Raw genomic sequence first — 15,760 nt, forward strand, 5'->3', positions numbered from 1 at the left:
CGAACTCGCTTTGTGGCGATATCGTTGGGTTACCACCGGATCAGGTCCGGGGTAACCCAACCTACGCTTAGGCCTTGGTCTTGTCTTTATAGGTACAGAGGTCGCGGATGACGCATTGCGGGCAATCCGGTTTGCGCGCCTTGCACACATAGCGGCCGTGCAGGATCAGCCAGTGATGTGCGTCCTGCTTGAACTCGGCCGGCACCACTTTTTCCAGTTTGTCTTCCACTGCGCGCACATCCTTGCCGGGCGCGAGGCCGGTGCGGTTGGCGACGCGGAAGATATGCGTATCCACCGCGATGGTCGGATGACCGAACGCGGTATTGAGCACGACATTGGCCGTCTTGCGGCCGACGCCGGGCAGCGCCTCCAGCGCTTCGCGGCTGCTTGGCACCTGGCCGTCGTACTGCTCGACCAGAATCCGGCACAGCGCGATGACGTTCTTGGCCTTGGCGTTGAACAGGCCGATGGTGCTGATGTAGCGCTTGAGCTTTTCCTCGCCCAGGTCGACGATCGCCTGCGCGGTATTGGCCACCGGATACAGTTTGCGCGTGGCCTTGTTCACGCCGACATCGGTGGCTTGTGCCGACAGCACCACCGCCACCAGCAGTTCGAACGGCGTGGTGTATGCCAGTTCGGTGGTGGGGTGCGGATTGAGTTCGCGCAAGCGCGTGAACAGGTCGATCACATCCGCTTTCTTCACGCTTTGGGCTCCTGTTTCCTGGCTTTGGCGCGGGCCAATGCATCCAGCACATTCTGGCTGGCGCCATGCACCTGCGCCTTGCGCGACGCCAGCTCCGCTGCGCGCTGCGCCTGCTGGGCGGCCAGGCGTGCCTCGCGCCGCTGGAAGTGCGCGCGCGCGACGTCGGCATGCGGCTGGCTTTGAACCTGCGCCAGCGGCATTGGCTCCAGCACGATGCAGTCGACCGGGCAGGCCGGCACGCAGCGTTCGCAACCGGTGCAATCGTCCGCGATCACCGTGTGCATCAGCTTGTTGGCGCCCACGATCGCATCCACCGGACATACCTGGATGCACTTGGTGCAGCCGATGCACTCGGCTTCGACGATGCGCGCCAGCGTGCGCGGCTTTTCCACGCCGTTGTCGGGGTTCAGCGGCAGCGGTGCGCGGCCGAGCAGTTCGGCCAGCTTGACGATGCCTTCCTGGCCGCCCGGCGGGCATTGATTGATGTCCGCCTCGCCGTTGGCGATCGCTTCCGCATACGGGTGGCAGCCGTGATAGCCGCATTGTTCGCATTGCGTTTGCGGCAGCAGGGCATCGATGCGGTCGATGAGCGAGGTCATCGTGCCGCCACGATGTGCGCCCTCTCCCCGGCGGGGAAAGGAGACACATTTGCCGCAGAGATCAATGCCGCCTCAGACATGTCGGTCGCATCTTTCCAATGTTTCGCGAGCTTGGCCCCTCACCCCAACCATCTCCCCACAGGGGCGATGGGGAAGGGTGTTTAGCGCACGGTGGCGCCCGGCTGCGCGCCCTGGTCCGCATCCAGCAGGAACAGATCGCTGCCGCCGTCGCCGGCGGAAAGAATCATTCCTTCGGACAAACCGAAGCGCATCTTGCGCGGCGCCAGGTTGGCGATAAACACCACATTGCGGCCAACCAGCTGCGCCGGTTCGCCGTAGGCGGCGCGGATACCGGAGAAGATCTGCCGCTTGCCCAGCGGGCCGGCATCCAGTTCGAAGCGCAGCAGCTTGTCCGAGCCGTCCACGAATTCGCACACGAGCACCTTGCCCACGCGCAGGTCGAGCTTGGCGAAATCGTCGATGTTGATGGTGGCGGTTTCTTGGGCGGGTGCGGCGGTGTTCTCGGTCATCGGCTTGCTGTCTTTCTTGGTGGCGGGTTTGACGGTGGCGCTGGCGGGCTCCGGCGTGGCGCCCAGCGATTCCTTGGAGGCTTCGATCATGGCTTCGATGCGCTTGGGATCGATGCGCGCGAGCAGCGGCTCGAAGGCCTGGATGGTGTGGTTGTGCAAGGTGGCGCAGGCGGCGTCGAAATCGGCGATCGGTGCGTCCAGGAACTGTTCGGCCGCGGCCACCGTCACCGGCAGCACCGGTTTCAGCAGGCCGCCGAGCAGGCGGAACGCGGCCAGCGCGAACGAGCACACCTGGTGCAGCTCTTCGCGCTGCGCTTCGTTCTTGGCCATCACCCACGGCGCCATGGCGGCGATATGGCCGTTGACCAGATCCGCGATCAGCACGAAGCGGCGCATGGCTTCGGCGAATTCGCCGCTTTCATACAGCGCAGGCACGCCTTCGTAATGCGACAGCAGCACGCCCCACAGTTCGTTCTGCTCGGCCGAGAACTGCGCGGCCAGGCGCCCGTCGAAGAACTTGTGCACGAAGCCGGCGGTACGGCTGGCGATGTTCACCCACTTGCCGACCAGGTGCGAATTGACGCGCTCCTCGAAGGCTTTCAGATCCAGGTCCACGTCCACCGGCGTATCGCTGAGCATGGTGGCGAAGTAGTAGCGCAGGAATTCCGGATGCAGGCCGACATCCAGATAGGTGCGCGCCTGGATGAAGGTGCCGCGCGACTTGGACATCTTCGCGCCGTTGACCGTGAGATAGCCGTTGACGTGCAGCGCGGTGGGCGTGCGCAGTTGCGCGCCATGCAGCATCGCCGGCCAGAACAGGCCGTGGAAATTGATGATGTCCTTGCCGATGAAGTGATGCATTTGCGCATCGCTGTCCGGCGCCAGGAAGTCGTCGAACTTCAAGCCGCTGCGGTTGCACAGATTGAGGAAGCTGGCCAGATAACCGACCGGCGCATCCAGCCACACGTAGAAGAACTTGCCGGGCGCGTCGGGAATGGGGAAGCCGAAGTAGGGCGCATCGCGCGAGATGTCCCAATCCTTCAGGCCGCCATCGAGCCATTCTTTCAGCTTGGCCACCACGCCGGCGTTGGCCACCGGCGCACCGTTGGTGAGCTTGCCGCCGAACCAGTCGCGCAGCAGCGTTTCGAACTTGCCCAGCTCGAAGAAGTAGTGCTCCGAATCGCGCAGCACCGGCGTGGCGCCGGAAACCACCGAATACGGATTGATCAGGTCGGTGGGCGCGTAGGTGGCGCCGCAGTTTTCGCAGTTGTCGCCGTACTGGTCGGGCGTGCCGCACTTGGGGCAGGTGCCCTTGATGTAGCGGTCCGGCAGGAACATCTGCTTATCGGGGTCGTACAGCTGCTGGATGCTGCGCTGGGCGATGTAGCCGTTGTCGCGCAGGCGCGTGTAGATCATCGACGCCAGCTCGCGGTTCTCGTCCGAGTGCGTGGTGTAGTAGTTGTCGTAGCTGAAATGGAAGTCGGCGAAATCCGCTTCGTGGTTGGCCCGGATGCCGTCGATGAAAGCTTCCGGCGACAGCCCCGCCTTTTCGGCCGCCAGCATGATCGGCGTGCCGTGTGCATCGTCCGCCGCCACGAAATACACCTCGCTACCCATCATGCGCTGCGCACGTACCCAGATATCGGTCTGGATGTAGCCCAGCATGTGGCCCAGGTGCAGCGGGCCATTGGCATAGGGCAGGGCGTGGGTAACGAGTAGGCGTCGGCTCATGGGCGGCATCGGCTCCGGTGGGCCGTGCATTATGGCATGCAGTGCCGGCTGTACTTCGCGATGACGAGGCGATCGCCCGTTTGCACGTTTGTGCACGTTTGTATATATTTGTTCGCGATGTAGGCAAGGCTGGTGATGTGTGAAAACGACTTCCGAACCCGCTGCCGCCACCGCCGGTGATGCAGCGTCGCTGCGTGCCGCACAGCGGGCGACACGGCTGATCTTTCTGGTTTCCGGCATGGCCATGTCGGCCTGGGCGCCGATGGTGCCGTACGTAAAGCTGCGCCTGGGCCTGGATGATGGCCAGCTGGGTGCGGCGCTGCTGGCGTTCGGCGGTGGCTCGATGCTGTCGATGCCGTTCGTGGGCTGGCTGGCGCACCGGCTGGGCAATCGCGCGGTGATCGTGTCGGCCGGCCTGCTGATGTGCGTGGCCTTGCCGGTGCTCGCACAGGTGTCGAGTGTGGCGATGCTGGTCGGCACCTTGCTCTATTTCGGCGTGATGCTGGGGGCGGTGGATGTGGCGATGAACGCCTACGCGGTCGAGGTGGAGCATCGCAGCGGCGCGCGCCTGATGTCCGGTTTTCATGGCCTTTTCAGCGTCGGCGGCCTGTCGGGCGCGGCAGTGCTGAGCGCCTTGCTGGCGCTTGGGCTGGCGTTGCCGGGTGCAGCGATCGCCATCGCGGTGGCCTTGGCGCTGACTGTGTTGTGGCTGCGCAACGGCTTGCATGGCGAGGCGAACGCAGCCGGCGTGGCGATCGAAGCGCACAGCCGGCCCGGCATGCCACCAGCGCGCGCCTGGTTGCTGGGGCTGATGTGTTTCGCCAGCTTTATGGCGGAAGGCGCGATGCTGGACTGGAGCGCGGTGTTCCTGCGCGATGTGCGGGGTATGGCCGCAGCCTCGGCCGGTTTCGGCTATGCCTGCTTTTCGGTGGCGATGGCGACGGGCCGCTTTTGCGGCGACCGGTTGATCGCGCGGCATGGCCCGGTATGGGCGGTGCGGACGGGGGCGAGTCTGGCCGTGGTGGGCTTTCTGCTGGTGGCCTGCGTGCCGCTGACGATGGCGGCTTTGTCCGGCTTCGTGCTGATCGGCCTGGGCGCTTCCAATATTGTGCCGGTGATGTTCAGTGCGGCCGGGCGCCTCGCCGGCGCGCCGCCGGCGGTGTCGATCGCCACCGCCACTACGCTCGGTTATGTAGGCTTGTTGAGCGGACCGGCCCTGATCGGGTTTGTCGCGCATGCCAGCAGCTTGTCGCTCGCTTTTGCGGCGGTGGCCGGCTTGCTGGTGCTGGTTGGTTTGTCGGCGAGGATGGTGCGGTGACGGGAAAATCGATTGATACGGTAATTTTCGATCTTGGCAACGTGCTGATCGGCTGGGATCCGCGTCGTTTGTATCGCCAGTTGATCGAGGACGAGGCGCAGATGGAATGGTTCCTGCGCGAGGTGTGCAACAGCGCGTGGAACGAGCGGCAGGATGCCGGCCGCCCGTGGGCGGAAGCCACCGCGCTGCTGCGCGAAAGCTATCCCGAACATGCCGAACTGATCGATGCCTATCACCTGCGCTGGCAGGAAACCCTGCTTGGCCCGATCGACGGCAGCGTTGAGCTGCTCGCGGCCTTGAAGGCGCGCGGCGTGCGGCTGCTGGCGCTTACCAACTGGTCGCAGGAGACGTTTCCGATCGCGCGCCGGCTGTATCCCTTTTTGCAATGGTTCGAGGGCATCGTGGTGTCCGGTGAGGAGCGCCTGGTGAAACCCGATCCACGGATTTATCAACGGCTGCTTACGCGCTATGCCGTCGATCCCGCTGCCGCGCTGTATATCGATGACTCCGCGCGCAACGTGGCCGCCGCACAGGCGCTGGGCATGCATGGCTGGTGGTTCCGCGATCCTGCCGGTCTGCGCGAGCATTTGCTGGCACTGGGCCTGCTGGAACACGACAACCAGGCGATGCGCCATGGCTAAGTCCGCCGCTGCCAGTGACGATCGCAATGCCCTGCCGCAAGAGCGCCAGCAGCGGATCCTGGCGCGGCTGCGCAACGAAGGGCGCGTGGTGGCGGTGGAGCTGGCCGAGGCGTTCGCGGTTTCGGAGGATTCCATCCGGCGCGACCTGCGCGAACTGGCGGCACAAGGCTTGTGCAAGCGCGTATATGGCGGCGCACTGTTGCCCGCGGTGACGCTGGCGTCGCTCAAGCAGCGCCGCACCGAGCACCCACTGCGCAAGCAGGCACTCGCCCGCCAGGCTGCGAGCCTGGTGAAGGCAGGACAAACCCTGTTGATCGATGCAGGCACCACCAATCTCGCCATTGCGGCGGCATTACCTGCCGGCGCCGGCCTCTGCGTGATCACCAATGCGCCGCAAATCGCCCAATTGCTGCTGGACCGTGAAGACTTCGACGTGCAGATGATCGGCGGCCGCATCAATCCTTCCATTGGCGGGGCCATCGGCGCGCAGGCCGTGGAGCAAGTGCGACGGCTGCGCGCGGATCTGTGTTTTCCCGGCGCCTGCGCCATCGATGCGGCGCATGGATTGTGGGGTTTCGACAGCGAGGAGGCGTTGTTCAAGCGCGCGATGATCGAGGCTAGCGACGAAACCGTGGTGGTAGCCACCGACGACAAACTGGCGGCGGTGGCGACCTATCAAGTGGTCGAGCTCGCACGCGTCCAGCATCTGGTGGTCGAGCACTCGGCGGACCGCGCTACGCGCGCGGCGTTCTCCACGCATGGCGTGATGGTGCATCGGGCTGAAGCAGTGGCGTAGGTTGAGTTACCGCCGGAACAAGTCCGAGGTAACCCAACCTACGCACCCCGTGCGGGATTACGGGCTGGTGATGTTGAGTGTCACCGGGCCGGCCAGTTCGGTATAGCCGTTGTTGTAGCAGTACCAGACCGTGTACGTGCCGGGCGCGAGGCTGGAAGTGTCGAAGGTGACCGTGCCGCTGCCGTTCGGCGCCACCTGCCAGCTGGTCGATGCGCCGTTGCCGGGGCTGCTGCCCGCCGCGTAGATGCCGATCCAGTTGCTGCTGTTGAGCTGGCTGGCGGGCGTGGCGTAGTCGAAGTGCACATACGTGCCCTGGCTGACGCTGGGCATGCTGCTGCTCAGCGTGGGCGTGCTGGTGGCCGCGGTGGCGGCGAAGGCATCGTTGATCGGTTGTGCGTACTGATCGTTATGCGTGAGCGCGGCAATGCCCAACGCATTTTCGATGGTGCGGCCGGTGCTGTAGTGGTTGTAGCTGGCGTTGCTGATGTAGCCAGCCTGCACGGTGCCCGGCGAGCCGACCAGGATGGTGGCGAGGTGGTTGCCGGTTTCGGTGGACGATTCGTCCCAGGTCAGCACGATCAGCGATCGCTGTTGCGTCCAGGCGGGCGAATTCATGATCGGCTGCAAGGTCTGCTGCAGCCAGCCGTTCTGCACCTGCAGGCTCTTGGCCGAACCGTTGCCGGAGGCTTCGCCGTCGTAATAGTCGTCCGCGGCGATCCAGGCGAAATTGGGCGTGGTCGCAGCCGATTGCAGATCGGTGCTCAGCTGGGTGGTGTCGAACAGATGCGCGGCGCAGCGGCTGGCGTTCTGCGCGACGTCCGTGAAGTTGATAAAGGGCGCGTCGTCCGGTTCGTAGTAGCTGTCGTTGTTGTTGCTGGTGTTGCAGGGCGTGCCCATGCCTTGTTCATAGGCTTTCCAGGTTTTGCCGGCCGCTTCCAGTTCGTCGCCGATGTTCTGCGCGGTGACCTTGATGTTGGGGAAATAGATCGCGCCCTGCACGAAGGTGTTGCCGCCGGCGATAGCCAGATAGTTTTCGTCGCTGGGGTGATAGACGCCGCTGTAGTTGTCCAGCAAGGTGCCTTGCTTGGCCAGGCTGTTGATAAAGGGGGCATCGGTGCTGTCGCCGATCACCTGGCTGTAGTCGGTGTTTTCCATCATCACCACAAACACGTGGTCGAAGGCCGGCACGCTGGAAGCCGGTGCCTGCAGGCTGGCGGCAGTGACCGGCGTGGACAGTGTCAGCGAGAGATTGTCGGCATAGCCGATGTTGTAGGAAGCACTGGTGTCGGTGAACTGCAGCAGCACGGAAATGCTGCGCGTACCTGCCGGCACGCTGCCGCTGGCGGATTTCGCTACGAAGCCGCTTTCGCTGCTGCGGGCCGAAGCATTTACGCCGGCCAATTGCGCGGGCGTGCCCAGCGGCTTGCCGTTGGCGTCGAGGAAGGTGGCGGTTACCACCGCCTGGCCGTTGTAGACGGTGTAGCCGCCCAGCCAGCCGGACAAGCTATAGGTGACCTTGCCGCCATCGATAGCGGTCGCCGCGCTGGCGACATTCACGTTCTGCCGCAAGGCGGAGTCGCCGTATGGGCCGTCGGCGATAAACGCGCTGCCGCCCGAGCCGCCGCTGGGCGTGCTGAAGCTGCCGATCGAATAGCAAACGATGGAAGGGCTGCCTTGCGTCACCGTCCAGCCCGGCACGGTATTCACCGCCGACCAGTCAGTGCTGCAGGTGCCGGCTTCGCCATCGCCGTCGACCAGCAGGTTGCCGCTGCCGGCGGCGAAGGCCGGTGTTGCCATTACGCCGCTAAGACCAGCGGCAACCAGTGTTGCAAGCAGGATCGATCCACGTTCGACGCGCATACGCATACTCCCTCCGCCCCAGGTTTTTGGATGCGCGGGACAATGCAAGGCAGTGATTGCTGCAGCACGACGGGCAGATGACAACGGCCAGGGCTGTTGCGGAATGCGAGCTGGCGCGTGAGTTCGGCGTGAAACGCGCGCGCCCTGCCGTGGCGAAACGGCAGGGCGCGCGCCATGGCTGCGGGCTTATTGCTGGCGAGTCCAGATCTGGCTGCGGCCGAGCAGCGAGAAACCGACGTAGCCGTGCACGTCCAGCTTCTGGCCACCGTCGGCCAGGCTGAGCTTCACCTTGTAGACGGTGCCGCTCTGCGGATCGAGGATCTTGCCGCCATCCCAATTGTCGCCGTCTTGGTGCACGCCCCACATGATGGTCATGCCTTCGATCGGCTGGTCTTTCTTGTCGCCGTCGCACTTCTTGCAGACCGGATGCGGGCCGTCGTCGGAAATCAGCACTTGCTGCACTTTGCCCTGCAATTCACCGCCGTTGTCGGTGATCTGGATGATCGACTTCACCTTGCCGGTCTTGTCGTCGACCTGTTGCCATGTGCCCACGGGGCTGTCGTTGGCGGCCCAGGCCACAGCCGAGCTGAGCAGCAGGCAGGCGGCGAGGGCGAACTGCGGCAGGCCCGGTTTGGACAGGTATTTCATCGTGAAGTACTCCCTACGTTGGCGTATGGGGAGCCTGCCCAGCCGCTCGGGGCATGGTCAAGTTGCATTGCGCAAACACGCGCAGTTCACCGCCACCATACGTTTCAAGCACTTCCCGGCCAGGGCGGCTCGCGCCGGTGCTGGCATAATGCACGATCTCCTCAGAACTATCCTTTCCCCATGACGCAGGCGAACGAAGCCCTGGTGCGCCGGATTCTCGGCGAGTTGATCGATTCCCATACCGGCGCGCCCCTGGCCGAGGCCATTCGTGCCGTCGGCGTGGATGGCGCCAGGGTGTCGGTGGATATCCAGCTGGGTTATCCCGCGGCCGGTGCGGCGCAGGTACTGGCAGCCCAGGCCAGGCAGGCGCTGGAAGCCGATCCGGCGATCGACGCGGCGGCGGTCTCGCTCGGCACGCGCATCCACGCGCACAAAGTGCAGGGCACGCTGGCGCCGTTGGGCAATGTGAAAAACATCATCGCGGTGGCCTCGGGCAAGGGCGGCGTGGGCAAGTCCACGGTGTCGGTGAACCTGGCGCTGGCGCTGGCGGCCGAAGGCGCCAAGGTCGGCATTCTCGATGCGGATATCTATGGGCCCAGCCAGCCGCGCATGCTCGGCATCCAGGGCAAGCCGGAGTCGCCGGACGGCAAAAGCATCACGCCGATGAGCGCGCACGGCCTGCAGGCCATGTCGATCGGTTTTCTGGTCGACGAGGAAACGCCGATGATCTGGCGCGGCCCGATGGTGACCCAGGCGATGATGCAGCTGCTTGGCGATACGCGCTGGGACATGCTCGATTACCTGATCATCGACCTGCCGCCGGGCACCGGCGACATCCAGCTGACGCTGTCGCAGAAGGTGCCGGTGGCCGGCGCAGTGATCGTCACCACGCCGCAGGACATCGCGCTGCTGGATGCACGCAAGGCGCTCAAGATGTTCGAGAAGGTGGAGGTGCCGGTGCTGGGCATCGTGGAAAACATGGCTACGCATATTTGTACGAATTGTGGGCACGAGGAACATATCTTCGGCGCCGGCGGCGGCGAACGCATGGCCGAGCAGTACCAGGTGCCTTACCTGGGCTCGCTGCCGCTGGATATCCGCATCCGCGAGCAGGCCGACGGCGGCCAGCCCACGGTGGTGGCCATGCCCGATTCGGACCTGGCCGCACGCTATCGCGACATCGCGCGCAATACCGCCGGCCGGCTGTCGCGCCAGCCGCGCAACAAGTCGCTGGGCCTGGGCAAGATCGTGGTGCAGGGCACGCCCGCGGCATGAGTGCCCCGCGGCAGGTGCTCTGCCTGAGCGGCAGCCTGCGGCGGGTATCGTCCAACACCGCGGCGCTGCTGGCAGCGCGGCAGCTGGCGCCGGCCTCGCTGGCACTGCGCCTGTACGAGGGGCTGGGCGAGCTGCCGCTGTTCAATCCGGACGACGAAAACGAACCGCTGCCGCCCGCCGTGCAGGCCCTGCGCGAGGCGGTGGGACGCAGCGACGCGCTGCTGATCGCCTGCCCGGAATACGCGCATGGCGTGCCGGGCGCGTTCAAGAATTTGCTGGACTGGCTGGTCGGCAGCCTGGAATTTCCCGGCAAGCCGGTGCTGCTGCTCAATGCCTCGGCACGTGGCTCGCACCATGCGCAGGACGCCCTGTGCGAAATCCTGCGCACCATGTCCGCGCAGCTGTTGTCGCCCGAGCCGCTGGGGGTGGCGTTGCCCGGCGCCGGCTGCAGTCCGGCGCAGATCCTTGCGAGCGAGGCGCGCTGCCTGGAACTGCGCACGGCGCTGGCCTGTCTGAATGGCGCTTGGGAAAGCCGCTGACCGGCTGGCACAGCGCCCGCCCGACCATGTATTTTTAGCGCTTTGCGCCCGGGGGAGCCTGGCGCATGGCCCGTACCCGGAGTCCGCGTGAGCATCAAATCAGATAAATGGATCCGCCGCATGGCGGAGCAGCACGGCATGATCGAGCCGTTCGAAGCAGGGCAGGTGAAGCTGCGCGACGGCAACAAACTGATTTCCTACGGCACCTCCAGCTACGGCTACGACGTGCGTTGCGCGCGCGAATTCAAGATCTTTACCAATATCAATTCCACCATCGTCGATCCGAAGGCGTTCGACCCGACCAGCTTCGTCGACGTGGAAGCGGACGTCTGCATCATCCCGCCCAACTCCTTTGCGCTGGCGCGCACGGTGGAATATTTCCGCATCCCGCGCCAGGTGCTCACCGTGTGCCTGGGCAAAAGCACCTATGCCCGCTGCGGCATCATCGTGAACGTCACGCCGCTGGAACCGGAGTGGGAAGGCCATGTGACGCTGGAGTTTTCCAACACCACGCCGCTGCCTGCCAAAATCTATGCCAATGAAGGCGTGGCGCAGATGCTGTTTTTCGAGTCCGACGAGGAATGCGAAACCAGCTACCGCGACCGCGGCGGCAAATACCAGGGCCAGCAAGGCGTTACCTTGCCACGGACCTGAATGCCCGCTGCCTTTCACCCATCCATCCTTGCGGGGCGGCGCTACACTTCGCTGGCCTCACCGAAACAGTTGCAGGAGATCCACATGATCCGTTTTTCCACGTTGCCGCGCCGCGGCGCTGCCGTGCTCCTGATCGGCAGCCTGCTGGTACTCGGCGGTTGCCACCGCGGTGCGAGCAAAGACGAGGTGCCCACCTCGCAGACGCAGAGCCAGTTCGACCTGACCATGAAGGCGTACAAGAGCGGCCAGTTCCTGATCGACGGCGCCGTGCTGTCGGCGCTGGATGCCGGCAGCCATTTCGCCTATCTGAAAGAAACCGGCCGCTTGCCCAAGACGGTGCTGCTGCTGCCCAGCGATGATTCGAAGATCCGCAAGCAGCATCTGCAGTACATGGCACGCCTGCAGCTCGACTACGGCTTCGTGGTGTACTACGACGACGGCGGCAAGCTGGCGCGCATCAACCCGGTGGATACCAAGGCGCGTGCGCTGGAGGACTACCATGCGCCGGCCGCTGCGCCCAGCAGCGACAACCAGAAGGACGCCAGCGGCAATGCCTACGGCGGCAACGGCGGCGGCGACGACCAGTCGCAGCAGCAGGGCGGTGGCGGTCACTAAGCCGTACGCACCCTGTTCCAGCCAGAACGCCCGCCTTGCGCGGGCGTTCTGTTTTTTGCCAGATCAGATCGTGCTTGCCGCCAGCCGGTTTTGCAGCAGCGCGATGCGTGCTTGCAGCGCGCTGTCCGCGTAGGGTTCGGCGCGGCCGCTGCCCCATACCGGACCGGGCCATGCCGCATCGCCTTCCACGCGTGCGAGCACATGCACATGCAACTGCCGCACGATATTGCCCAGCGCGCCGATATTGAGCTTGTCGCACGGCACCGCGTTACGCAGCAGCGCCGCCACCTGGTTGATCTCCTGCCACAGCTGCTGCTGTTCGTCGGCGGCCAGGTCGAGTATTTCGCTCATGCCAATGCGGCGCGGCACCAGGATCAGCCAGGCAAAGCGCGTATCGTTCATCAGCAGCACTTCGCACAACGGAAGTGAAGCGATGTGTTGCGTATCGGCATCCAGGCGCGCGTCCAGGGTGAAATCGATGCTGCTCATGCGTGACCCAGGTTTTGTTCGAAGAAAGCCAGCGTGCGTTGCCAGGCGAGCCTGGCGCTGGCTTCGTGATAGTGCCTGGGGTCGATATCGCGATTGAAGGCGTGGCCGGCACCGGCGTAGTTGTACACCTCCATCTGCGGCAGCAGCTGGCGATGCTTGGCAACTGCCTCGGGCGGAATGGAGGCATCTTCGTCGCCGAAATGGAACATCACCGGCGCTTGCGGCGTTTCGCCCAGAAAGGCCAGATTGCGTGCGCCGTAGTAGCTCACCGACGGCAGCCCCAGGCGCAGCGCGGCGAGCAGCGCCACGGTGCCGCCCCAGCAATAGCCCACGCTGCCGATCTTGCCGGCCGAGGCGATCGACTCGGCGGCGCTGGCAACGTCTTCCAGCGCACGCTCCAGGCCGAGTTCGGTCACCAACTGGCGGCCGCGCTGCATGCCGGCGTCGTCGTATTCGAGTTCCACACCGCTTTCCAGGCGATCGAAAAACGCCGGAGCCACCGCGGTATAGCCGGCTGCGGCAAAGCGATCGGCCACGCTGCGTATATGCGCCGTCACCCCGAAGATTTCCTGGATCACCACCACGCCGCCCTTGGGCTTGCCCGGCGCTTCCGCCAGATAGGCGCCAATGCACTGGGTGCCCGAGGTCGGAATGTTGATGGACGTGCCCATGGCGGTAGCTCCGGCTTGGATAGGCCGCCAGTGTAAACGCCAGTGATTGATATGACGTGTAGGAAACAGCGAGGTCCGCGTGCATGGCGGACTCTCCATCAATACACGTGTCGGCGTGCCGCCCCTGCGCTACCTGGGGGCCTGCAAGAGACGCCTGTTGTGGACCCATCGAGGGATTCACTGTCAATCATTCGTATATGATGCGGTCGAGCCTTGGGGAGGCTTCGTAACCGGGGTCATTACATCGTAGTCAAGCGGTTTCTATTTGGTCATTCCACGACTGGAGGGAATATGCGCAGATACGTCTTGATCGTTTTGCTGCTGGTCTTCGCCGCTACGGCGGGTTGTGAAACCGTCTCGCCCCAACAGCAGCACGCCGCCGACCAAGCCAAATGTGCCGGCTATGGCTATCAGCCGGGCACAGACCAGTTCGCCCATTGCATGATGAAGGTCGACACGCGCCGTGAAGATCGGGCTGTCGCGCAAGTGCAAGGCGATGCCAACATGAAGGCGCTGAGCATTCAGCGCAACGGCGATACGCGATTCCCGGTTTGCGGCGCATCGATGATGGACGCAAATCTCGATACCGTGAACAACGCCTGGTATGGCCCGAATTGCCGCGAAAAATAGCACCCGAAGCCAACCCGTAGGTTGGGTTAGCGCAGCGTAACCCAACAGATCCTCACCGAAGGAACTGGCATCGTTGGGTTACGCTGCGCTAACCCAACCTACGCACCGCCAATCGACTCTATCTACCCACTATTCGTGCAATGGGAGAACTGCCATGAAGACACGAGTGCTTCTTGCATTTGCAGTGATGGGCACCTCAATGACACTCGCCGGCTGCAGTGTCGACACCCGCCCATCGCCGCAGCAGACCGCCGCCGATCAGGCGACCTGTCAAGGCTACGGTTACCAGCCCGGCACCAATCGCTTCGCCGATTGCATGATGTCGCTCGCGAATCGCCGCAGCGCCACGCTGGAACGGCAGCAGCGGGATGCCGCGCAGTGGAGGCAGCAGCAACAGCAAGACAATGCCTGGGCATCGCAGCAGAACAACCAGAATCAAAACACGCAAAGTGACAGCAACTGCACCACTACATCGACGACTCAGCAGAGCGGGACGCAGCAGAGCGGCGATACGACGACGAGCCAGACGGTGACCAATACCGTGACTAAGTGCCATTGAGTTGCGATCTTGTGGGTCACGCTGTTTTCAACGGAAAAGAGGAGCCGAGGTCGCTAAGCAGCCTGGCTACGTATCGCCTGTAAAGCCGCCCGCGTCATAAAGCCCGAGCGTGTCTCCCCTGGGTGCGTGGAAACATAGCTGTCGATCTTCGAGAGCAATTTGCGCGGCACGGTGATGTTGATCTTTTCAGCCTTGCCTTCGTATTTGGCCGTATCGACATCCACCACCGCCCAGATGCCATTCGCATAGTCGATATGCTGCTGATGGACCCGGATAGGCTGCGGCTCGGGAAGCTCGGCGGAGTCATCGTCCATGATGCCTTCCAGATGCAGATCGATCGCTTCCAGCACTTGGACCAGCGCGTCGTCGATGGAGTCGCCCGCTGAGAAACAACCGGGAAGGTCCGGCACGGTGACGCCGTAATGCTGGCCGTCGTCGGTATGTAGAACAACAGGGAATCGCATGGGGCCTCCTATTTCCAGCCCGCCTGTTTGGCGATGCTGTGAAACGTACCTGTGGGAATGTCGGCTTTGGATGGGGGACCGTAACGAGGCCCGGTCTGGAGGGTGTTTGAACTGATGATGTGAGCCTTTGACGCGGCTCATTACCCAGCCCTCGGCTTCCGGCCGCGTGATGACATCCGCGCTCTTCGCGGTGGTTATTATACCTACCAAATGGGATCGTCAACACTATACCCACCATTCCGGGGCTCAGAACTGAGTGAGCCTGCTTACAGATACAGTCTCGTCGAGCGCAGCTACGGGGAAAACGATGAATCGTGACTGGTACGAGGGATGGCAGGGACAGTACCGTCGAATGCTGCGATGGCGTGATCGTCTCGCCGAAGTGTATGGAGGCGGTGATTCCGACGTTGTTTATGATTTCATCTATGCTTTTTTTCAGAGTAGTTACCACCTGTGCGATTGGCTGGTCTCCTCTGAAGCGGTCTCTAAAAAAGATATGAAGGCGCTATTTGATTCTTCTGTCGAGCTCCAGCTCTGTCGTGACATCTGCAATTCATCGAAACATTTACAGTACGACCGCCCGAGTCTCGATCCAGCGCCCAGAATTGGTCGAGAATGGGATCCATGGACGAAGAGTTCGCATGAGTGGTATCTCTATTCAGACAGGCGCAGAAACGTTTCGGAGTTAGTCCAAGGATGCGTCGATGTATGGAACAAATACCTTTCCGACAACAGACTTAGCGCGAAATTGGCGGACTAACGTCACCTTTTAGATAACCACCTTGACCCATCGGATTTGTGCGGACCATTTCTCGATAAGCGTCAATGATCTCAAACCAATCTTGGGGTTGTTGTAATTTAAAATTTTCAATTGAGTAATGCATTTCAGGTATGCGCGATTGAGTGGCCTGCACTAACTGGTCCAGATGTAGGGTTAGTTTAAGCAGCGAGCTTCAGATGTACATCCTGGATGGCTGGCAGGACAGCTTCAGGAGCCGGTGGCCGATAATTCAACGCGCTATGCGGCCGAACCGTGTT

Annotated in this window: 17 protein-coding genes and 1 pseudogene; 9 read left to right on the top strand and 9 right to left on the bottom strand. The window is 63.2% G+C overall.

The window, feature by feature from the left end; genetic code table 11:
* Positions 1-67 precede the first annotated feature (67 nt).
* The 3 genes from nth to metG all read right to left on the bottom strand — a co-directional run bounded on the left by nth (position 68) and on the right by metG (position 3,563).
* Positions 68-703: an endonuclease III gene (nth, locus tag IGX34_RS19460; RefSeq protein WP_192557408.1), complete on the bottom strand. Its 636-nt coding sequence runs from the start codon at positions 701-703 to the stop codon at positions 68-70.
* Positions 700-1,302 (bottom strand): RnfABCDGE type electron transport complex subunit B, encoded by a 603-nt coding sequence (locus IGX34_RS19465; RefSeq protein WP_192557409.1) that lies wholly within the window; start codon positions 1,300-1,302, stop codon positions 700-702. Before IGX34_RS19465 ends, nth begins: the two co-directional genes overlap by 4 nt.
* A 161-nt stretch (positions 1,303-1,463) precedes the next feature.
* On the bottom strand, positions 1,464-3,563 hold the full coding sequence (gene metG, locus IGX34_RS19470; RefSeq protein ID WP_192557410.1) for a methionine--tRNA ligase: 2,100 nt from the start codon (positions 3,561-3,563) through the stop codon (positions 1,464-1,466).
* Between the two features lie 139 nt (positions 3,564-3,702).
* Between metG and IGX34_RS19475 the strand changes: the two genes are divergently transcribed.
* The 3 genes from IGX34_RS19475 to IGX34_RS19485 are packed head-to-tail and all read left to right on the top strand — an operon-like array spanning position 3,703 to position 6,318.
* Entirely contained in the window at positions 3,703-4,881 is a 1,179-nt protein-coding gene (locus IGX34_RS19475) for an MFS transporter (RefSeq protein WP_338015515.1), read from the top strand.
* The gene (locus tag IGX34_RS19480) at positions 4,878-5,522 is read left to right on the top strand and encodes an HAD family hydrolase (RefSeq protein WP_338015516.1); all 645 of its coding nucleotides are present in this window, start codon (positions 4,878-4,880) and stop codon (positions 5,520-5,522) included. Before IGX34_RS19475 ends, IGX34_RS19480 begins: the two co-directional genes overlap by 4 nt.
* Positions 5,515-6,318: a DeoR/GlpR family DNA-binding transcription regulator gene (locus IGX34_RS19485; protein WP_192557411.1), complete on the top strand. Its 804-nt coding sequence runs from the start codon at positions 5,515-5,517 to the stop codon at positions 6,316-6,318. Before IGX34_RS19480 ends, IGX34_RS19485 begins: the two co-directional genes overlap by 8 nt.
* Positions 6,319-6,375: 57 nt before the next feature.
* Here the strand turns inward: IGX34_RS19485 and IGX34_RS19490 are convergent, their stop codons facing one another.
* Positions 6,376-8,178: an alkaline phosphatase family protein gene (locus IGX34_RS19490; protein ID WP_192557412.1), complete on the bottom strand. Its 1,803-nt coding sequence runs from the start codon at positions 8,176-8,178 to the stop codon at positions 6,376-6,378.
* 186 nt (positions 8,179-8,364) lie between these two features.
* Positions 8,365-8,826 (bottom strand): DUF2147 domain-containing protein, encoded by a 462-nt coding sequence (locus tag IGX34_RS19495; RefSeq protein ID WP_192557413.1) that lies wholly within the window; start codon positions 8,824-8,826, stop codon positions 8,365-8,367.
* Positions 8,827-9,006: 180 nt separating this feature from the next.
* On the opposite strand from IGX34_RS19495, the gene apbC reads away from it, so the two are divergent.
* The 4 genes from apbC to IGX34_RS19515 all read left to right on the top strand — a co-directional run bounded on the left by apbC (position 9,007) and on the right by IGX34_RS19515 (position 11,909).
* Positions 9,007-10,101 carry an iron-sulfur cluster carrier protein ApbC gene (apbC, locus tag IGX34_RS19500; protein ID WP_192557414.1) on the top strand — a complete coding sequence of 365 codons (1,095 nt, stop codon included), beginning with the start codon at positions 9,007-9,009 and terminating at the stop codon, positions 10,099-10,101.
* Positions 10,098-10,640: an NADPH-dependent FMN reductase gene (locus tag IGX34_RS19505; RefSeq protein ID WP_192557415.1), complete on the top strand. Its 543-nt coding sequence runs from the start codon at positions 10,098-10,100 to the stop codon at positions 10,638-10,640. The genes apbC and IGX34_RS19505 overlap by 4 nt, the downstream gene beginning before the upstream one ends.
* Before the next feature lie 87 nt (positions 10,641-10,727).
* Positions 10,728-11,294 carry a dCTP deaminase gene (gene dcd, locus IGX34_RS19510; protein ID WP_192557416.1) on the top strand — a complete coding sequence of 189 codons (567 nt, stop codon included), beginning with the start codon at positions 10,728-10,730 and terminating at the stop codon, positions 11,292-11,294.
* A gap of 84 nt (positions 11,295-11,378) precedes the next feature.
* Positions 11,379-11,909, top strand: coding sequence for a hypothetical protein (locus IGX34_RS19515; RefSeq protein ID WP_225737624.1), 531 nt, complete (start codon positions 11,379-11,381; stop codon positions 11,907-11,909).
* Positions 11,910-11,972: 63 nt separating this feature from the next.
* Here IGX34_RS19515 and IGX34_RS19520 read toward each other — a convergent pair whose 3' ends face one another.
* Positions 11,973-12,398: an HIT family protein gene (locus IGX34_RS19520; RefSeq protein WP_192557417.1), complete on the bottom strand. Its 426-nt coding sequence runs from the start codon at positions 12,396-12,398 to the stop codon at positions 11,973-11,975.
* Positions 12,395-13,069 carry a dienelactone hydrolase family protein gene (locus IGX34_RS19525; RefSeq protein ID WP_192557418.1) on the bottom strand — a complete coding sequence of 225 codons (675 nt, stop codon included), beginning with the start codon at positions 13,067-13,069 and terminating at the stop codon, positions 12,395-12,397. The genes IGX34_RS19520 and IGX34_RS19525 overlap by 4 nt, the downstream gene beginning before the upstream one ends.
* A gap of 306 nt (positions 13,070-13,375) precedes the next feature.
* Here IGX34_RS19525 and IGX34_RS19530 point away from each other — a divergent pair, with 306 nt between their 5' ends.
* Entirely contained in the window at positions 13,376-13,699 is a 324-nt protein-coding gene (locus IGX34_RS19530) for a hypothetical protein (protein ID WP_192557419.1), read from the top strand.
* A 154-nt stretch (positions 13,700-13,853) separates the two neighbouring features.
* On the top strand, positions 13,854-14,258 hold the full coding sequence (locus tag IGX34_RS19535) for a hypothetical protein (RefSeq protein WP_192557420.1): 405 nt from the start codon (positions 13,854-13,856) through the stop codon (positions 14,256-14,258).
* Positions 14,259-14,311: 53 nt separating this feature from the next.
* Here the strand turns inward: IGX34_RS19535 and IGX34_RS19540 are convergent, their stop codons facing one another.
* Together IGX34_RS19540 and IGX34_RS22535 are read right to left on the bottom strand one after the other, a co-directional pair.
* On the bottom strand, positions 14,312-14,722 hold the full coding sequence (locus IGX34_RS19540) for a type II toxin-antitoxin system HicB family antitoxin (protein ID WP_192557421.1): 411 nt from the start codon (positions 14,720-14,722) through the stop codon (positions 14,312-14,314).
* A 99-nt stretch (positions 14,723-14,821) separates the two neighbouring features.
* A pseudogene (locus tag IGX34_RS22535) lies at positions 14,822-14,932 on the bottom strand (type II toxin-antitoxin system HicA family toxin); the annotation flags it as partial.
* Between the last annotated feature and the right edge of the window lie 828 nt (positions 14,933-15,760).

The sequence above is a fragment of the Dyella acidiphila genome, assembly GCF_014863405.1.
Classification (GTDB): Bacteria; Pseudomonadota; Gammaproteobacteria; order Xanthomonadales; family Rhodanobacteraceae; genus Dyella_B; species Dyella_B acidiphila.